General features: G+C 60.7%; 13 protein-coding genes. 9 read left to right on the top strand and 4 right to left on the bottom strand.

The features are described 5' to 3' along the window. Positions 1 to 11 precede the first annotated feature (11 nt). The 9 genes from J5274_RS03010 (at position 12) to J5274_RS02970 (ending at position 15,359) form a co-directional block, all read left to right on the top strand. On the top strand, positions 12 to 1,079 hold the full coding sequence (locus J5274_RS03010; RefSeq protein ID WP_374113729.1) for an ABC transporter permease: 1,068 nt from the start codon (positions 12 to 14) through the stop codon (positions 1,077 to 1,079). After that, a complete protein-coding gene (locus J5274_RS03005; protein ID WP_142824571.1) occupies positions 1,076 to 2,011 on the top strand; it encodes an ABC transporter permease in 936 nt (311 codons plus the stop codon). Before J5274_RS03010 ends, J5274_RS03005 begins: the two co-directional genes overlap by 4 nt. Beyond that, positions 2,008 to 2,838, top strand: a complete 831-nt coding sequence (locus J5274_RS03000; protein ID WP_142824572.1) for an ABC transporter ATP-binding protein — start codon at positions 2,008 to 2,010, stop codon at positions 2,836 to 2,838. The genes J5274_RS03005 and J5274_RS03000 overlap by 4 nt, the downstream gene beginning before the upstream one ends. Then, positions 2,835 to 3,584 (top strand): ABC transporter ATP-binding protein, encoded by a 750-nt coding sequence (locus tag J5274_RS02995; protein WP_142824573.1) that lies wholly within the window; start codon positions 2,835 to 2,837, stop codon positions 3,582 to 3,584. Before J5274_RS03000 ends, J5274_RS02995 begins: the two co-directional genes overlap by 4 nt. 151 nt (positions 3,585 to 3,735) lie before the next feature. Further along, complete coding sequence (locus J5274_RS02990) at positions 3,736 to 3,921, top strand: hypothetical protein (protein WP_142824574.1); 186 nt, start codon at positions 3,736 to 3,738, stop codon at positions 3,919 to 3,921. A 137-nt stretch (positions 3,922 to 4,058) separates the two neighbouring features. Continuing rightward, complete coding sequence (locus J5274_RS02985; RefSeq protein ID WP_142824575.1) at positions 4,059 to 4,241, top strand: hypothetical protein; 183 nt, start codon at positions 4,059 to 4,061, stop codon at positions 4,239 to 4,241. Between the two features lie 200 nt (positions 4,242 to 4,441). Continuing rightward, a complete protein-coding gene (locus J5274_RS02980) occupies positions 4,442 to 5,140 on the top strand; it encodes an XRE family transcriptional regulator (RefSeq protein ID WP_224127867.1) in 699 nt (232 codons plus the stop codon). A 408-nt stretch (positions 5,141 to 5,548) separates the two neighbouring features. After that, positions 5,549 to 14,050: a GH36-type glycosyl hydrolase domain-containing protein gene (locus J5274_RS02975; protein ID WP_219274749.1), complete on the top strand. Its 8,502-nt coding sequence runs from the start codon at positions 5,549 to 5,551 to the stop codon at positions 14,048 to 14,050. 97 nt (positions 14,051 to 14,147) lie between these two features. Then, a complete protein-coding gene (locus J5274_RS02970) occupies positions 14,148 to 15,359 on the top strand; it encodes an OpgC family protein (RefSeq protein WP_142824577.1) in 1,212 nt (403 codons plus the stop codon). A gap of 3 nt (positions 15,360 to 15,362) precedes the next feature. Here the strand turns inward: J5274_RS02970 and J5274_RS02965 are convergent, their stop codons facing one another. From J5274_RS02965 to J5274_RS02950, 4 genes are all read right to left on the bottom strand, one after another. Next, entirely contained in the window at positions 15,363 to 16,040 is a 678-nt protein-coding gene (locus J5274_RS02965) for a GNAT family N-acetyltransferase (protein WP_142824578.1), read from the bottom strand. 73 nt (positions 16,041 to 16,113) lie between these two features. After that, entirely contained in the window at positions 16,114 to 16,800 is a 687-nt protein-coding gene (locus J5274_RS02960; RefSeq protein WP_142824853.1) for a D-lyxose/D-mannose family sugar isomerase, read from the bottom strand. Between the two features lie 36 nt (positions 16,801 to 16,836). Beyond that, positions 16,837 to 17,622, bottom strand: coding sequence for an SDR family NAD(P)-dependent oxidoreductase (locus J5274_RS02955; protein WP_142828765.1), 786 nt, complete (start codon positions 17,620 to 17,622; stop codon positions 16,837 to 16,839). After that, entirely contained in the window at positions 17,622 to 18,353 is a 732-nt protein-coding gene (locus J5274_RS02950) for a FadR/GntR family transcriptional regulator (RefSeq protein WP_142824580.1), read from the bottom strand. The genes J5274_RS02955 and J5274_RS02950 overlap by 1 nt, the downstream gene beginning before the upstream one ends. Positions 18,354 to 18,429 lie beyond the last annotated feature (76 nt).

Genomic DNA, 18,429 nt, shown 5'->3' with positions numbered 1-18,429 from the left:
GGATCGGTCGCTTGAGTACAGTTGAACGCAGGATGGAGGTGCGGCCCGCGACTGGCCGCACCATGCCCATCGTCAAGGCCGTGCTACGCTTCGTCGGCATCGCCATCACCACCTATCTCGGTCTTCTGGCCGTCACCTTCTTCATCGGCCGCGTGGTGCCGATCGACCCGGTTCTCGCTATCCTCGGCGACCGGGCGCCGGCGCATGTGATCGAGCGGGTACGGCGTGAGCTTGGCCTCGATTTGCCGCTCTACGAGCAGTTCTACATTTATCTGAAGGGTGTGCTTTCTGGCGATTTCGGCACCTCGGTGCTGACGACGAACCCCGTCATGACCGATATCCGTCGCGCCTTTCCGGCCACGCTCGAATTGGCGACGCTCGGGACGATCATCGGTTCGGTGATCGGCGTGCCGCTCGGCGTGCTGGCCGCCGTGCGTCGTGGTAGCCTGATCGACCAGCTGGTGCGCGTCATCGGGCTCATCGGTTATTCCGTGCCGATCTTCTGGATGGCGCTGATTTCGCTGGTGATCTTCTACGCTAAGCTGAAATGGGTAGCCTTTCCCGGCCGTATCGATATCACCTACGAATATACGTTCACGCCGATCACAGGCCTGTTCCTGCTCGATTCCGCCTTGCAGGGCGAATGGGACGTCTTCGCTGATGTCTTCCGCCACATCATCCTGCCGGCATCCCTGCTCGGCTATTTCTCGCTGGCCTATATCAGCCGCATGACGCGCAGCTTCATGCTGAACGAGCTCGGCCAGGAATATATCGTCGCAGTGCGGGCCAAGGGCCTCTCCGAAACCCGGGTCATCTGGGCGCATGCGCTGCGCAACGCGGCCGTCCCGCTGGTGACAGTCATCGCGCTCTCCTATGCCGGCCTGCTCGAGGGGTCGGTGCTGACCGAAACCGTGTTCTCCTGGCCGGGCATCGGCTTCTACATCACAAACTCGCTGCAGAACGCCGACATGAACGCCGTGCTTGGCGGCACCATCGTCATCGGCACGGTGTTCATCGGTATCAATCTTCTGTCCGACATTCTCTACCGAACACTAGACCCAAGGACACGACGCCAATGACGGGTCCAACCTCACCAACAGCGCCACTCACCCGCCGCCAATGGCTGCTCTCCGACCGGCCGCAATCGCGGCTGCAGGCGAGGCTTGGCCGCGCCTATATCACCTGGCGGCAGTTTTCCGCCAACCATCTGGCGGTGCTCGGCCTGATAATTATCCTTGGCCTGTTGTTCATTGCCGTCTTTGCCGATGTGATCGCCACCAAGTCGCCTGTTATCGGCGATCTCGCCAATGCCCGGCTGCTGCCGCCCGGTGCCCAGGGCTATCTGCTCGGCACTGACGACCAGGGACGCGATATTTTTTCGCGGATCATGCACGGCTCGCGTCTGACATTGCTGGTGATTGTGCTTGTCGCCATCATTTCGGCACCGATAGGGCTGCTGATCGGCACGGTGTCCGGTTATGTCGGCGGCTGGCTGGATGCGGTGCTGATGCGCATCACCGATATTTTCCTCGCCTTTCCGAAGCTCGTGCTGGCGCTCGCCTTTGTCGCGGCCCTCGGCCCCGGTATCCAGAACGCCATCATCGCCATCGCCATCACCTCCTGGCCACCCTATGCCCGTATTGCCCGGGCCGAGACGATGACGGTGCGGCGCTCCGACTATATTTCAGCCGTCCGGCTGATGGGCGCCTCGCCGCTGCGGATCATTTTTCGCCATGTCATGCCGCTCTGCATCTCGTCGCTGATCGTCCGGGTGACGCTCGATATGGCTGGCATCATCCTCACCGCAGCCGGCCTCGGCTTCCTCGGTCTCGGCGCCCAGCCGCCGCTGCCTGAATGGGGCGCGATGATCGCGTCCGGCCGCCGCTTCATCCTCGACCAATGGTGGGTGGCGGCAATGCCGGGCTTTGCCATCTTGATCGTCAGTCTCGGCTTTAATCTGCTCGGCGACGGTTTGCGCGATGCCCTCGATCCGCAGGAGAGTGGCCGATGACCATGCTGACAGTCGACAATCTGAAGGTCAGCTATCCGACGCGCACCGGCGTGATCGAGGCCGTGCGCGGTGTTTCCTTCACTCTCGGCCGCGAGCGGCTCGGCATTGTCGGCGAAAGCGGCTCCGGCAAGTCGCAGACCGGCCGCGCCATCATGGGCCTCACCCAGTCGCACGGGATCGTCACCGCCGATGCTTTGAATTTCAACGGTATAGACTTGTTGAAAGCCTCGTCGAAGGAGCGGCGTGCGTTGCGCGGCAAGCGGATCGCCATGGTGTTGCAGGACCCGAAATATTCGCTCGATCCCGTCATGACGATCGGCAAGCAGGTTTGCGAGACTTTGCGCACGCATGAGCGCGTCAGCAAGGCGGAGGCCCGCGACCGGGCGCTCGCCATGCTGGAAGCAGTGCAAATCCGGGAGCCGCAACGGGTCTTCGACCTGCATCCGCACGAGGTCTCCGGCGGCATGGGGCAGCGGGTGATGATCGCCATGATGCTGATTGCCGGCCCGGAATTGCTGATCGCCGACGAACCGACCTCGGCGCTCGACGTCACAGTGCAACTCGATGTCCTTCGCATCATGGACAAGCTGGTATCCGAGCGCGGCATGGGGCTGATTTTCGTATCGCACGACCTGCGGCTGGTATCGTCGTTCTGTGATCGCGTCATCGTCATGTATGCCGGCAAGATCGTCGAGGAATTGCCGGCGTCCGAACTGCGCAATGCCCAGCATCCGTATACGCGTGGCCTGCTGAACTGCATGCCCGTCATCGGCGAGGATCGCCATCCGTTGCCGGTGCTCGAGCGCAAGCCGGAGTGGGCCCTATGAACACCACCCTGTCGATCAACAATCTCAGCGTCATCTATGACGGCTACTACGCGCTGAACGCCGTCAGCATCTCCGTCGACAAAGGCCAGTCCTTCGGGCTGGTGGGCGAATCCGGCTCCGGAAAATCGACGCTTCTGCGCGCCGTTGCGGGTCTGGCACCGGTCAGCGAAGGCACGATCCGCATCGAAGGCGAAACGCTGAAGGGCGCAAAGCGCAGCAAGAGCTTCTACCGCGAGGTGCAGATGGTGTTTCAGGATCCATACGGGTCGCTACATCCGCGCCAGACGATCGACCGGCTGCTGCTTGAGCCCCTGCTGATCCACGGGATAGACGATGGCGAACGGCGCATTACCCGGGCGCTGGACGAAGTCGGTCTCGGTGCCGGATTTCGCTTCCGCTATCCGCACCAGCTTTCCGGCGGCCAACGGCAGCGGGTGGCGATTGCAAGGGCCCTGATCGTCGAGCCGTCGATTTTGCTGCTGGATGAGCCGACCTCGGCACTCGATGCTTCCGTGCAGGCGGAGGTGCTCAATCTTCTCGAGCAGATCCGGCGCGATCGCAATCTGACCTTCGTGATGGTCAGCCACGATCTCGGCGTCGTCACCCACATGTGCGACCGGCTTGCCGTCATGCAGAACGGCTCCGTGGTGGAGCGGCTTGCCTCGGTCGATCTAGCTGCCGGCCGCGTCTCGGAAGAGTACACACGCAATCTCATGGTCGCCAGCAAGGGTTTTGCCCGCGCTTAAGTCTCTGTTTTAAAGTGTATATTTTTAGGTTATGGTTAACGATTGGTTTAAACACGACCAACGCCATAGACTATTGACAGCTGCCGCATTTCTGTCATGATCTCGTTAACGGCGGTTAACTTTCGTGATCGCCAAGGTCTGGAGGTGCAGTATGTTTTTCATGGGTGGCATGACCCTTGGTTACCTTCACCCGCCCGTCCGGGCAAAGCGCATCGAAGCCGGTGCTTCCGTGGCTGACGAGGAAACCGCTGTCACACAGCGCCAGCAGTTGGCGCCGACAGTCGTCGACGGAGCCATTGAGCGGACCCTGCTCTGGGCTCGTCGCATTCTTTGCTAATTCTCTGTTTTGACCCTCGTGAAGATTAATTTTTTCACTCCGGGGCAGAGGGCGGAAATCCATCTCTCCCAATGCGACGATCAATCCCCGATAACAGCTGCTCGCGCTTGAGCGCAACTTTCTAACGGAGGCAGCATATGGCAAATATAGGCCTGTCGAATGCGTCTGTAGACGAGCTTGGTCCGTCTTCCGAGCGACGCCGGCTTGCGGTCACGGCCGGTATCTCCAAACGGCGCCGGTGGGAGACAGTCCTGCATGTGGTGCTTTTTGCTGCCGCGTTCGCGTTTGTTGCTGCCATGGTGTGCGGCGTCGGGACCTGATCGTTTTCCACGCGGATTGCGGTCCTGTCGTCTATGCAAGACGGATTTGATTTCGACATTCAATACGATTGAAAACGGCGGCCACATCGGCCGCCGTTTTGTTGTTAAGTCCATGCCGACTCAGAAATTCTGACTATGCCCGATAGCAAGCATTTGCCGAAACAAGTAAGCTTGGATGTCGAGCAGCATGGGATATTCGGATGGAAAACAACAAAGCGACGCGCAAGAGCGTCGAGGCGACCGTAACGTCGAGTAAAACAATCCCAGCCAAGCCGATCCTGAAGCAGGATCCGCATTCCCTGCGCGACCCCAAGGAAAATAATCTCGAAGTGGCCATCGGCCGCGAGGTCCGTGCTTTCCGCAAAACCCTCGGCATTACCGGCGCCGATCTGGCTTCCGCCACCGGCATCTCGCTCGGCATGCTGTCGAAGATCGAAAACGGCAACACCTCGCCGTCACTGACGACACTCCAGTCGCTGGCCGCCGCATTGGGCGTTCCCGTCACCGCCTTTTTCCGCCGGTTTGAAGAGGTGCGCAATGCGGTTTTCGTCAAGGCAGGGGAGGGGCTGGAGATCGAACGGCGCGGCACGCGTGCCGGGCACCAGTACAACCTGCTCGGCCATATCGGCAACAGTGCCAGCGGCCTGCAGGTCGAGCCGTACCTCATCACCTTGACCGCTGATTCAGATGTCTTTCCGGCCTTCCAGCACGACGGCCTGGAACTCATCTACATGCTCGAGGGTGAGGTGAAGTACCGCCATGGCGACAAGCTCTATACGATGCTGCCGGGCGACAGCCTGTTCTTCGATGCCGACGCGCCGCACGGTCCAGAGGTTCTGATCACCCTGCCGATCCGCTTTCTGTCAATTATTTCCTATCCCGAGAGGAGCGGTGTATAAGGCCCCGGCTGCCGTCATGCACAATCTCTGGCCTCAGTTCAGTTTAAGTTCATCTTTGCCGGCCTATGGGAGTAGGCACGTCTCACGCTGGCTTCCAGCCGGCGAGATTCGCGGTGCAATTTGGGGAATGTATGATGAATTTGATCGCCTTGATGTAATCTTGCCGCCGCGCTCACTTGATTTATATTGAGTGCTTCCAAGGTTTCATGGAGCGGGTGAACCACGGCGCGATGCCGTCGGCTCATGAGGTCCGTGAAAATCTCCGCCGAATTTGGTCATGCAGCGGTAAAGTTGCCATTTGCAAATACCTGGCGCCTGGTGGGCTCCGGGATTTGAACTCAGAATGGTGATCGCGCTTATGGCTCTGTCGGCGAATGCTCTTTACTCCGTTTGGATCCAGACCGCCCCATGTCAGCTGAAATTTCCCCGACCCCTTCGCCGCGCGCTCCTGAAGCCAAGCTTGTCGATCTCAACGATTCGATACGCGCAAGCTTCCTGTCCAACGACCAGCTGAGGGAGTGCGGGGAGGCCTTCGCACGTGACGGCGCCGATACGCTGCCGAATTTCAAGCCATTCGAATTCTTCGCCCGCCATCGTGAAAACGAAACGGAAATCCTGCGCGTCTATCGCGCGGCCGCAGCGGATGTCGAGGCAGGCCAGTCCATCACGCCGGCGGCCGAATGGCTCTTGGACAATCACTACATTGTCGAAGAAGCAATCCAGGAAGTTCGGCGGGATTTTCCGAAGAAATTCTATCGCCAGCTGCCGACTATGACCATTCAGGGCATGGTCATGCCACGTGCGCTCGCCGTGGCCTGGCTCTATGTCGCTCATACCCACAGCCAGATCTCCTACAAGGGCTTGATGGCCATCGTCGACGGTTTCCAGGAGCACGAGATCTTCAAGATCGGCGAGCTCTGGGCGTTACCGTCGCTGGTGCGTTACGTGCTGGTCGACAATCTGCGTCGCATCTCGATCCGTGTCGAGCACAGCCGCCGCATGCGCGGCAAGGCGAACGAGGCCGCTGACGAACTGATCCGGCTCGCCGAGCCTGCAAAATGCGCAGAATATCTGAAATCGCTGGAGCCGCTGACGAAGGATAATACCTTTGCGACGCAGTTCCTCTATCGCCTGCGCGACGGATCGCAGACATCGAGCCTCGCCATCGACTGGCTCGAGCAGCGGATGGCGGCAGCCGGTACCGATTCCGAAGAAGTCATGATGGCCGAGCACACGCGGCTTGCCGCCGGCAATGCCACCATGGGGCATATCATCCGCAGCCTGCGCGAAATCGATGACACAGAATGGTCTGTCTGGGTCGAGGAGGTCAGCCAGGTCGACAAGCTGCTCTGGACAGAGACCGATTATGGCGCCCTCGATGCCGGGTCGCGCAACAAATACCGCAAGCAGATCGAAAAGCTCGCGCGCCGGTCTGACAAGACCGAAATCGAAATCGCCCAGATTGCCATCGACATGACGGCTGCGGCCAAGGCGTCTGCCGAGCCCCAGTCTCACGAACCGAACGTCGGCGGCTTCCTCGTCGGCACACAGCGCATGAAGCTGGAAGAGGCTATCCACTACAAGCCACTGCCGGTGCAGCATTTTGTCCGCCAAGTCCGCAGACTTCGCTGGTTTGCGATCGCCGGCCCGGTCGTGCTGCTGACCATTCTTGCCATGGCCATTGTCGGCACCTTCATGGTGCGCGCCGGCATGGGTGCGGCCGAGACCATCGTCCTGCTGCTGATGTTCTCGCTGCCTGCCTCCGAAGGCGCCACGGGGCTCTTCAACACCCTCATCACCCTTTTCGTGACGCCAGTTCGGCTTGTCGGATACGAATTCAAGGAGGGCATTCCCGAAGACGCCCGCACCCTGGTCGTCGTCCCGACGCTGATCTCCAATCGCGACAGCGTCGACGAACTGGTGCGCAATCTCGAGGTCCACTATCTCGCCAACCCGCGCGGCGAAATCTACTTCGCGCTGCTCAGCGACTGGCCGGACAGCAAGGTCGAGGAGACGCCGGCCGATCTGGAAGTACTGGATTATGCGCGCCGCGAAATCGGCAACCTGTCACAGCGCTACAATTTCGACGGCAAGACTCGGTTCTACCTGCTGCACCGTCGTCGCCTCTACAATCCTGCCGAAGACGTCTGGATGGGCTGGGAGCGCAAGCGCGGCAAACTGCACGAGTTGAACCTGCTGCTGCGCGGTGACCGCGACACGACATTCCTTCCTGGCGCCAATGTCATCCCGAAGGACATCCAGTATGTCATGACGCTGGATTCCGACACGCGCCTGATGCGCGATACCGTGACAAAGCTCGTCGGCAAGCTCTACCATCCGATCAACCGGCCGGTGGTCGATCCGGAAACCAAGCGCGTCATCAGCGGCTACGGTGTCCTGCAGCCGCGCGTCACGCCGTCACTGACGACGGGCAAGGACGCGTCCGTCTTCCAGCGCGTCTTTTCGATCAATCGCGGCCTCGACCCCTACGTCTTCACCGTTTCCGACGTCTACCAGGATCTGGCTGGCGAAGGCACGTTCACGGGCAAGGGCCTCTATCACGTCGACGCCTTCGAAAATGCCCTGCGCGGCAAGATCGACGAGAACTCCGTTCTCAGCCACGATCTGCTTGAAGGCTCGATGGCGCGCTGCGCTCTCGTCACCGACTGCGAACTCGTCGAAGACTTCCCGATCCGCTATGAGGTCGAGGTTTCGCGTCAGCACCGCTGGGCGCGTGGCGACTGGCAGCTGCTGCCGTACATCTTCAATCCCTCGCGCGGCATTACCGGCCTCGGACGCTGGAAGATGTTCGACAACCTGCGCCGCTCGCTGACGCCGATCGCGTGGTTCTTCGCGTCCGTGCTAGGCTGGTATCTGATGGCGCCGTTCTCGGCGCTGATCTGGCAGATCGTGCTGATCTTCTGCCTCTTCGTCGCCCCGACGCTCGGCCTTATCAACGGCATCATCCCTCGCACCAGCGATATCGTCGCCCGCGCTCACCTCTATACCGTCTGGACCGATATCCGCGATGCCAATGCCCAAGTGGCGTTGCGTATCGTGTTCCTGGCGGATTCCGCCTGCGGCATGGCAGACGCCATTGGCCGGTCCATCTACCGCACCTTCGTCAGCCGCAAGCTCATGCTGCAGTGGCGTACGGCTGCAAGCGCCCAGGCCGCGGCCCAGACGACTATTCTTGGCCATTACAAGGTCATGTGGCAGGCGCCGGTTCTGGCGGTGCTAGCCCTAGGGCTTGCCGCACTCAGCGGCAGCAACGCCTATCTGGTCGGCATTCCCTTTGTCGTCCTCTGGGTCCTGTCGCCGGCAGTTGCCTATTATGTTAGCCAGTCGGCGGAAACCGAAGACCAGCTGCATGTCTCCGAGCATGTGTCGACCGAGTTGCGCAAGATTGCCCGCCGCACATGGCGCTATTTCGAAGCCTTCGTCGTCGAGCAGCAGAACTTCCTGCCGCCGGACAACGTCCAGCAGACGCCGCACGCCGTGGTCGCCCCGCGGACGTCGCCGACCAATATCGGCGTCTATCTCCTGTCGGTCGTGTCAGCCCGTCATTTCGGCTGGCTGTCGTTCGAGGAGACAATCACCCGTCTCGAGCAGACGATCGCCACCGTCGATCGGATGGAAAAATACCGCGGTCACCTGCTCAACTGGTATCATACGGACACGTTGAAGACGCTCGGGCCGCGCTATGTCTCGGCCGTGGACAGCGGTAACCTTGCCGGACACCTGATCGCCGTTTCCTCGGCATGCCGTATTTGGGCAGAAGCACCGTCGGCGCATATGCAGGGCAATCTCGATGGCGTCGGCGATGTCTCCGGCGTTCTCCAGGAAATCCTTGCGGACCTTCCCGACGACCGCAAGACCGTGCGTCCTCTGCGCCGCCGTCTCGAAGAGCGCATCATCGGTTTTCAGAACGCTCTTGCTGCGGTCAAGCGCGAGCACGAGTTTGCCTCGATCCGCGTCATCAACCTTGCCGTGCTCGCGCGCGACATCAAGAAGCTCGCGGCCAATCTCGATCACGAGGTCAAGTCGCCGCAGAGTGCCGAAGTCATTCGCTGGTCGGAATCGCTGATCCAGGTCTGCGAAGCCCATATTGCCGACAGCGTCTTCGACCTCTCCAATGTCGAGGCACTGCGCCAGCGGCTGATCGACCTGCGCGATCGCACCCGCGATATCGCCTTCTCGATGGATTTTGCCTTCCTTTTCCGCCCGGAACGGCGCCTGCTGTCGATTGGCTACCGTGTCGAAAGCGGTGAGCTCGATGCTGCCTGCTACGATCTGCTGGCTTCGGAAGCCCGCCTTACCAGCCTCTTTGCCATCGCCAAGGGCGACCTGCCGACGGAGCACTGGTATCGTCTCGGCCGTCAGGTCGTGCCGGTCGGCTCGCGTGGTGCGCTGGTGTCGTGGTCGGGCTCGATGTTCGAATACCTGATGCCGCCGCTGGTCATGCAGGAGCGCCAAGGGGGTATTCTCAACCAGACGAACAACCTGATCGTCATCGAGCAGATGAACTACGGCCGTCGCCTCGGCGTGCCGTGGGGTATCTCGGAAGCGGCTTTCAACGCCCGCGACCATCAGATGAACTATCAGTACACCAACTTCGGCGTGCCCTCGCTCGGCCTGAAGCGTGGTCTCGGACAGAATGCCGTCATCGCGCCCTATGCCTCGTTGCTGGCCGCCATGTACGATCCGGAGGCAGCGCTCGAAAACCTCAACCGACTGCGCAAGGTCGGCGCTCTCGGCATGTACGGCTTCCACGATGCCGTCGATTTTACGCCCACCCGCGTCCCGGACGGCAAGAAGTTCGCGATCGTCTACAATTATTATGCCCACCATCATGGCATGTCGATCGCAGCCGTCGCCAACGTTGCCTTCAACGGCAGGCTTCGCGAGCTGTTCCACGCCGATCCAGTGATCGAGGCCGCCGAACTGCTGCTTCAGGAAAAGGCACCGCGCGATATCCCGGTCATGGCCGCCAAGCACGAGACCGATGCTCCGGCCAACATCCAGGAGGACCTGCTGAAGGCGGAAGTCCGCAAGATCAGCAATCCTGCGCGCCAGGACCGCGAGATCGCCCTTCTGTCGAACGGCCACTATTCCGTCATGCTGACCGCGACAGGTTCAGGCTACTCGCGCTGGAACGGTCTTGCCGTTTCTCGCTGGAAGCCCGATCCGACGGAGGATCGCTGGGGCACTTTCATCTTCCTGCGCGATACGGTCTCCCACCAGTGGTGGTCGGCGACATCTGAGCCGCGCAGCATCGAGGGCGAGAAGGCCAGCGTCATCTTCAGCGACGACAAGGCCGAGTACAGCAAGACGGTTGGGGAGCTGACCTCCGACGTCGAGTGCATCATCGCCACCGACCACGATGCCGAAGGTCGGCGTGTCACTCTGCACAATGCCGGCTCTGAAGATCGCTTCATCGAAGTGACGTCCTATCTCGAGCCCGTCATCGCTAACGAGGATGTCGACGCAGCCCATCCGGTCTTTGCCCGGATGTTCGTCAAGACCGAAATCGGTGAACTTGGCGATGTCATCCGTGTCGAGCGTAACAAGCGCGATCCTAACGAACCGGATATGACGATGGCCCACATGGTCGTCGACAATGCTGGCTCCGAACGACCGACCGAGTTCGAAACCGATCGCCGTCGCTTCATCGGACGCGGCCGCAGCCTTGGGGAGGCTGCCGCCTTCGACCCTGGCATAAGCCTCTCCGGCACCGATGGATTTACGCTCGACGCCTGCCTTTCGCTGCGCCGTGTCATCCGCGTTCCGGCCGGCAAGAAGGTCAGCGTCATCTTCTGGACGATCGCTGCCCCGAACCGCGAAGATATCGACAGGGCTGTCGAGCGCTTCCGCAATCCCGATGCATTCGGTCAGGAAATGGTTCATGCCTGGACCCGGACACAGGTTCAGATGCGCCAGATCGGCGTGACTTCGCAACATGCGAAGATATTCCAGCATCTGGCCCGTTATCTGGTTTATCCTGATATGCACCTGAGGGCCGAAGCAGCCGTGGTCCACGCAGGGCTGCAGCCGCAGTCGGCGCTGTGGCCGCTGGCGATCTCCGGCGATCACCCGATCTTCACGCTGCGCATCAATGACGATATCGATCTCGAAATCGCCAAGGAAGCGCTGAGTGCCCAGGAATACCTGCGTTCGCGCGGCATCACCGCCGATCTGGTGATCATGAACGAGCGGGCTGCGTCCTATGCGCAGGACATGCAGCACGATCTGGATGCGCTTTGCGAATCCGTCCGCCATTCGAGCCAGGGCGAAGGCTTGCGCCCGCATATCTTTGCAGCGCGCAAGGACCTGATGGAGCCTGAAACCTACCAGGCAGTGCTGGCGGCATCGCGCGTCGTCTTCCATGCCCGCAACGGGACGATCGTCGACCAGATCACCCGTGCGCCTTCGCTTGCGACATCGACGCATACAAGTGAACCCGAAATGCGGCGTACCACCGTGGTTGCCACGACGACGCAGCCAGTTTCGGCGCCGGCTTCGATGGTAGACAAGGGCGATCTAGACTTCTGGAACGGCTATGGCGGCTTCTCCAGCGACGGCCGCGAATATGTCGTGCGCCTGTTCGGTGGCCAGTCGACGCCGCAGCCGTGGATCAACGTCATATCCAACGAGAATTTCGGCTTCCATGTCGCGGCCGAAGGTGCTGCCTTCACATGGAGCGCGAACTCTCGCGACTACCAGCTGACCTCCTGGTCCAACGACATGGTCATCAACCGTCCGGGCGAGGCGCTCTATGTCGCCGATCTCGTCAGCGGTGCTGTCATGACGCCCTATGCGGCCCTGTCGCGCCGTCCATCCGCTGCATTCGAAGCCCGTCACGGCCTTGGCTATTCGGTCTTCACCAGCGTGCAGGACGAAATCTCGCTCGAAGTCACCCAGACGGTTGACCGGACGCGTCCTGTCAAGATGACACGCCTGCGGCTGCGCAACGAGGGCACGGCGGTTCGCCGCCTGCGTCTCTACAATTATGCAGAATGGGTTCTCGGCAACAATCCGCGCAAGACGGGGCCGTTCATCCTGTCGTCGCAGGATTCCGAGACCGGAGCGTTGTTTGCGAGCAACCCCTACAGCATCGACTATTCGCGTCATGTTGCCTTCATGGCGGCCAGCGAAACGGTGGGTAGCATCTCCTCCAGCCGCCGTGAGTTCATCGGTCGGGCCGGTTCGATCCAGCTGCCGCAGGCTGTCGTCTCTGGTGCCGTCCTATCCGGCTCACTCGATCTCGAGGGCGACCCGTGCGCCGCGATGGCCATCGACGTGACGCTGGAGGCTGGCGAACAGCGGGATGTCTGCTTCTACATGGGCGATACTGCGTCCACTGAAGAGGCTCGCACTCTCGTGTCGGCAATCCGGTCGGAGAGCTTCGACGACCTGCTCGAGGCCAGCAAGACCTTCTGGAACGGCTTCACAGGTCGGCTGCAGATCTCGACGCCTGACAAGGCGATGAACAACATGGTCAATGCATGGCTCCCCTATCAGAGCCTCGGCTGCCGCATCATGGCACGCACCGCTTTCTATCAGGCGAGCGGCGCCTTCGGCTTCCGCGACCAGTTGCAGGATACGCTGGCGTTCCTGACGCATTCGCCGGAGCTTGCCCGTAAGCAGATCCTTAATGCCGCCTCGCGCCAGTTCCACGAAGGCGATGTCCAGCATTGGTGGCTGCCGGGAACAGGTGCCGGCGTCCGGACGCATATCTCGGACGACGTGGTCTGGCTCGCCTACGCGATCAACCAGTACTGCACCGTGACCGGCGACCGGGCACTGCTCGACGAAGAACTTGCCTTCGTAGAGGGCGCCTCCCTGACATCGGGGATGCACGATGCCTTCTACAAGCCGGAGGTTTCTTCGGACAAGGTCAGCCTCTACGAACATGCGGCGCTGGCCCTCGACCTTGCTATCCGTCGCAAGGGCGGAAACGGCTTGCCGCTGATCCTCGGTGGCGACTGGAACGACGGCATGAACCGCGTCGGCATGCTCGGCCGTGGTGAAAGCACGTGGCTCGGCTGGTTCCTGGCGGGTACGCTGACATCCTTCATCCCTTACGCCGAAGCCCGTGGCGACAGCGAGCGGGTTGCACGCTGGTCGGCCCATCTGCCGGAACTGAAGAAGGCGTTGGAAACGGCAGGCTGGGATGGCGGTTACTATCGTCGTGGCTATTTCGATGACGGCACACCGCTCGGTTCGAACGAGAACTTCGAATGCCAGATCGATTCGATTGCCCAATCCTGGAACATCCTGTCCGGCGAAGGCGACCGGGCTCGTGGTGAAAAAGCCATGGATGCCGTTCTTGAGCGGCTGGTGGATGACGACAAGGGCATTATCCGGCTGTTTACACCGGCATTCGCCAAGTCGCCACGCGACCCCGGCTACATCCGGTCCTATCCGCCGGGCGTTCGCGAAAACGGCGGGCAGTATACCCATGCCGCGACGTGGGTTGTCCTGGCGCTGGCTGAAATGGGTCGTGGTGACGATGCGTGGCGTTGCTTCAACCTGCTCAATCCCGTCAACCACGCGCTGGACAAGGCTGCGAGCGACCAATACCGGGTCGAACCCTACGTGGTTGCTGCCGATATCTACGGCGAAGGACAACTGGCCGGACGTGGCGGCTGGAGCTGGTACACCGGCTCTGCGGGCTGGATGTACCGTGTCGCCATCGAAGGTTTGCTGGGGATCCGTGTCGCCAATGGTCACCTTTACGTGAAGCCCGCCTTGCCCTCGGCATGGGACGGCTTTACGGCTGAACTTGATCTTTCAGACACAAAATATCGCATTTCGGTCTCAAAACCGTCCAATGCGGAAGGCTACCTTGTCACTATCAACGGCACGGAGATCGCCAATCCCGACGAAGGATTCGCGATCGGCCAATAGTCACTCTTTTTTGAACCGACTCGAATTGACGCAGGCGGCCAAAAGGGGGAACCCTTTGGCCGCCTTCGCGTTTCAAGCCCGAACAGGAGAGAACCTGATGGCTCCCAATCTCAGGACAAATCCGTTGTCGACGGGAAAAACAGGCCCACAAGCGGGTGCCGGAGGGCGCGATACCAGACTCGACGTGCTGCGAGCGCTGGCGTTGATCGCAATCTTCATCAATCATGTACCAGGACAGATCTTCGAAAATCTGACGACCAAGAATTTTGGTTTCTCTGATTCGGCTGAGGCTTTTGTTCTGATTTCGGGTATCTCTATAGCGCTTGCCTACGGCGGGCGCTTCGTCGTGGGCAACAGGCTGGCGGCTTCCTACAAGGCTATTAGGCGGGCTGGAACGCTGTACATGGCCCACATGATCACAACGTTCATGACCATTGGCCTGTTCATCACCGGAGCCTGGCTGTTCAGCCGCCCCGGCCTTCTGTGCGAGATCAACATCCTGCCTGTACTGACCAACCTCACGGCAGGTATTCCATCGCTTCTGCTGCTGGGTCACCAGATCGGATATAACAACATCCTGCCCATGTACGGCGCATTGCTGTTGATGGTGCCTGCGATCCTCTGGCTCGAGGCGCTCAGCCCGAAGCTGTTGTTGCTGATTTCGGCAACCGTCTGGATGGCAGCCGGCGTCTACCAGATCGCGCCTCACAACTTCCTGCTTCCAGGCTTCTGGTTCCTTAATCCGCTGTCCTGGCAGTTCCTGTTCGTCATCGGCGTTGTCTGCATGATGCACGTTCGTCGCGGCGGAAAGCTGCCGCAGCATCCGGCGCTGTTTGGCCTCGCCGCCGGCTATGTCGCGCTGTCCTTCGTCTGGGTGACCTTCAAGCTCTGGGTTTTGGGCGAGTTCCTGGCCTCAACAGGACTGCCGCCGGTCATCATCGGCTTCGACAAGACATTCCTGTCGCTGCCGCGACTGCTGCATGTGCTGGCCTTGGCTTATCTGGTGATCAACATCCCCGCCATCTCGCGCTGGCTGCGTTTGTCTTCAGACAATCCTTTGACCGTGCTTGGCCGCCACTCGCTGAACATCTTTGCGGCCGGCACGATCCTGGCGATGACTGGTCAGGTGCTGCTTTATGTTACCAACAACGACCATGTCGTCGGCCCGCTGTTCGTCGTGTTCGGCATCGTCGTACAGTTTTATTATGCCGACCATCTGGAGACCAAGCGTCTCGCAGAGCGGAATCGGTCGCGGGGCATCACTCCCGCTGTAGCGATGGCTCTTCCAGCGAGGCGCGATCCGCGCTGATAATCAGCCGGCTCGAAACTCCTCGAGCTGGCGTTTTTGTTTTCCAGCCGCGTCGAAATTATCTGGGTCGAGCCAGGCTATGTAGGCCTTGCGCAATGCCGGCCATTCCTTATCGATGATTGAATACCAGGCCGTGTCGCGGTTCTCGCCCTTCACCACCAGATGCTGGCGAAAAATGCCCTCGAACTGAAAGCCAAATCGCTCGGCGGCGCGCTTTGAGGGGTCGTTGCGGTTGTTGCACTTCCACTCGTAGCGGCGGTAGCCGAGCGCGTCGAAGATATAGCTGGCAAACAGGAAGAACGCCTCGGTGGCTGCCGGCTTGCGGGAGACGAGCGGGCCCCAGTAGATATTGCCGATCTCGATCACTCCGGGTGCCGGTTCGATCCGCATCAAGGCCTGGCGCCCGGCGACTTTGCCGCTTACCTCGTCGATCAATGTGAAAAAGAGTGGATCATTGCTTGTTTCGGCATTGTCGAGCCATGGCTGGAAGGCCGCCCGGTTTTCCGGAGGATAATCCGGCAACCATGCAAACCGGCTGTCGATGTCTGATACCGCTGAGGCCTCGTACAGGCCATCGCCATGCTTCGCGGCATTGAGGGGCTCCAGGCGGACATAGCGGCCCTGGAGGATCTTGCGCTCCGGACGCGGGCGTGGCTGCCAGTTTTGTAAATTCTCGGACATGTAGCGCCTCCATGGTTGAGCTTGCGATTTCAACGATCGATAGCCTTTGCCATCCTACAAATCAATTTCGCCGTTAGCGTAGCCATGTCGCATAGTCGGAAACGAGCAGATGCAGCGGCGCCTCGTCCTCTTCTATGCCGGAAAAGCGCGACACGGCGGGATCATCGAAGATGTTATCCGTGGCATCGTCGTTGACAGTCGAGACTTCGGCGAAGAAGACATCACCGTCTTCAGCCCAGAAGGCATGCCAGTCACCAGGCATCAGCGTCACGCTCTCGCCGGGCGCAAGCCTTAGCTTTTCGCCGGCGGCAAGCGTCCGTAACAGGCCATCGCAGAAAACCTGCGTGCCCTTGGTGCGGTCGCAGTGCCCGTCGGTATCGCCGAACAGTTCGATCACCAGGGTGCCGCCACCGCGATTGATAATGTCCTCGGCCTTCAGCACATGGGTGTGGCTCGGTGTCACCTGGCCGTTGCGGGAAATCATCGCCTTCTCGGCGTAGAGCATCCCGCGTCCCTTCTGCAGATCCGCAAACCTGCCATTGCGGGCGGTGAACAGGAAGAGACCGGATCTGGAGAAATCCCCAAGCCCGAAGTCGGTGATATCCCAACCGAGGTTCGCATCGACGATATTGCCGATCTCGGCCTTGCGCGCCTGCATCTCGCTTGGCGACCACTTTGCAAAGGGCGGCAGGATGTACCCGAACGAGCGCATGAACGCCTCGGCATCGCGGATGATCCTGTTGATTTCGCTGCGTTTCATCGATGCTGTCATAGTGTGTCTCCGCCTGCCTGATGATTACTTGACGCCGATGCCGGCGGTCAGGCCGCCGTCGATGCGGTGGTCGGAGCCGGTGATGAACGCCGCCTTGTCGGAGGCAAGGAAGGCCGCCAAGGCCGCCACCTCTTCCGGTTCGCCGATACGACCGAGCGGATGGGCTTCGCCGAAGCGACGGAACGCATCGTCTATATCGACATCCGGCCCGCCGAACGTCCGGGCTGCGAGTTCGAGGATGGGCGTGCGCACCGACCCCGGACTGATCGAGACAACGCGGATCCGGTCAGCGGCAAAATCCAGTGCCATGGCGCGCGTCATCGCGTGGATTGCACCCTTGGACGCCACATAGGCGGAGACGCCTTGCTGGCAGGCGTGACCCTGGACGCTGGACAGGTTTACAATCGCCCCGCCGCCGCGTTTGCGCATCTCCGGCACGCCAAACTGCGCGGTGAGGTGGATCGAGCCGACATTCACCGCCATGCAGCGCATGAAGGTCTCGAAGGATGTCTCCGTCGCATCGCCATAGGGGTGAACGGCTGCCGCGTTGACGATGATATCGAGGCCGCCGAAGCGGGATACGGTTTCCGTCACGGCGGTGCCTACCATCTCTGGGATAGAGGCATCTGCGGTGAGGACGATAAGCGACAGCTGTTCGGCGTCTGCCAAGCCTTGCAGCTCGATATTTGCCGCCGCGTCGATCCCGACGGCTGCGACCGCTGCCCCCTCGCGGGCGAGATGCAGGGCCACGGCGCGGCCAATGCCGGTGGTTCCTGTGACGAGCGCTACCTTGTTACTAAACTCTGGCATTATCGGCGTCCTTTACGCGGCATGCTGCGATTGGCGTGCGGCGTCGCTCGCGGCGCCTCGGGAATGAATTGAAGACCGGCGTCGAGATGTCGGTCCATATGGTAGGAAAAGGCGATACGGTTGCGATGGCGCAGGGCGGCAACAATGTCCGCATGCTCGCCGACGACGGCTTCCAGCGTCAGCCGCTGCGATTTGCCGGCCATCATCAGGCGCTGGATGACCGGCCGCAACATGCCGTAGGTTTCCGACAGCGTGCGGTTGCCGGCGGCATCGACCAACAGGGTGTGAAACTGGAAATCGCGCTCGGAGGCCTGCTCGGCGTTTTCGGATGTAAGGATGGTCTGGTTGAGCGCGTCCATTTCATCCAGCATTCCGGGCGTCAGGCGTTGCATGAGCGGGTCGAACAGGTTCATCTCGGTCAGCCGGCGATAGCCCTGGATATCGCGAAAGGCATCGACCGACACATCCATCGCGAATGCGAACAGCCGCTGCATGGCGTGCTGATGCTGGTCGGTGAGAACGGCGCCGATCTTTTGTCGCGATTCGGCGACGCCATAGGCTTTTAGCGTCCGGAATGCTTCGCGCACGGTATTGCGGCTGGAGGCGAACTGCACGGCCAGTTCCGCTTCTCCCGGCAAGATGTCGCCGACGCCCATGCCGCGCTCGCGGATCATCTCGCGGATCTGGCGGACCACGTCGTCGACGGCCGAAGCCCTGCTGCCGTCCTCCATCCTTGTCCCTCACTCCTCGCCGTTAACAAGATTATTATGTTGGGCTTAAAGGCGCAATATGCGATCTCGACTTGTC

The organism is Rhizobium sp. L51/94 (genome assembly GCF_019355555.1).
Classification (GTDB): Bacteria; Pseudomonadota; Alphaproteobacteria; order Rhizobiales; family Rhizobiaceae; genus Rhizobium; species Rhizobium rhododendri.
This window is presented reverse-complemented; position numbering and strand designations above follow the sequence as displayed.

Coding starts and splice junctions, on each gene's coding strand:
- J5274_RS03005 (WP_142824571.1), top strand. CDS start 1,076: ATGACGGGTCCAACCTCACCAACAGCGCCACTCACCCGCCGCCAATGG.
- J5274_RS03000 (WP_142824572.1), top strand. CDS start 2,008: ATGACCATGCTGACAGTCGACAATCTGAAGGTCAGCTATCCGACGCGC.
- J5274_RS02995 (WP_142824573.1), top strand. CDS start 2,835: ATGAACACCACCCTGTCGATCAACAATCTCAGCGTCATCTATGACGGC.
- J5274_RS02990 (WP_142824574.1), top strand. CDS start 3,736: ATGTTTTTCATGGGTGGCATGACCCTTGGTTACCTTCACCCGCCCGTC.
- J5274_RS02985 (WP_142824575.1), top strand. CDS start 4,059: ATGGCAAATATAGGCCTGTCGAATGCGTCTGTAGACGAGCTTGGTCCG.
- J5274_RS02980 (WP_224127867.1), top strand. CDS start 4,442: ATGGAAAACAACAAAGCGACGCGCAAGAGCGTCGAGGCGACCGTAACG.
- J5274_RS02975 (WP_219274749.1), top strand. CDS start 5,549: ATGTCAGCTGAAATTTCCCCGACCCCTTCGCCGCGCGCTCCTGAAGCC.
- J5274_RS02970 (WP_142824577.1), top strand. CDS start 14,148: ATGGCTCCCAATCTCAGGACAAATCCGTTGTCGACGGGAAAAACAGGC.
- J5274_RS02965 (WP_142824578.1), bottom strand. CDS start 16,040: ATGTCCGAGAATTTACAAAACTGGCAGCCACGCCCGCGTCCGGAGCGC.
- J5274_RS02960 (WP_142824853.1), bottom strand. CDS start 16,800: ATGAAACGCAGCGAAATCAACAGGATCATCCGCGATGCCGAGGCGTTC.
- J5274_RS02955 (WP_142828765.1), bottom strand. CDS start 17,622: ATGCCAGAGTTTAGTAACAAGGTAGCGCTCGTCACAGGAACCACCGGC.
- J5274_RS02950 (WP_142824580.1), bottom strand. CDS start 18,353: ATGGAGGACGGCAGCAGGGCTTCGGCCGTCGACGACGTGGTCCGCCAG.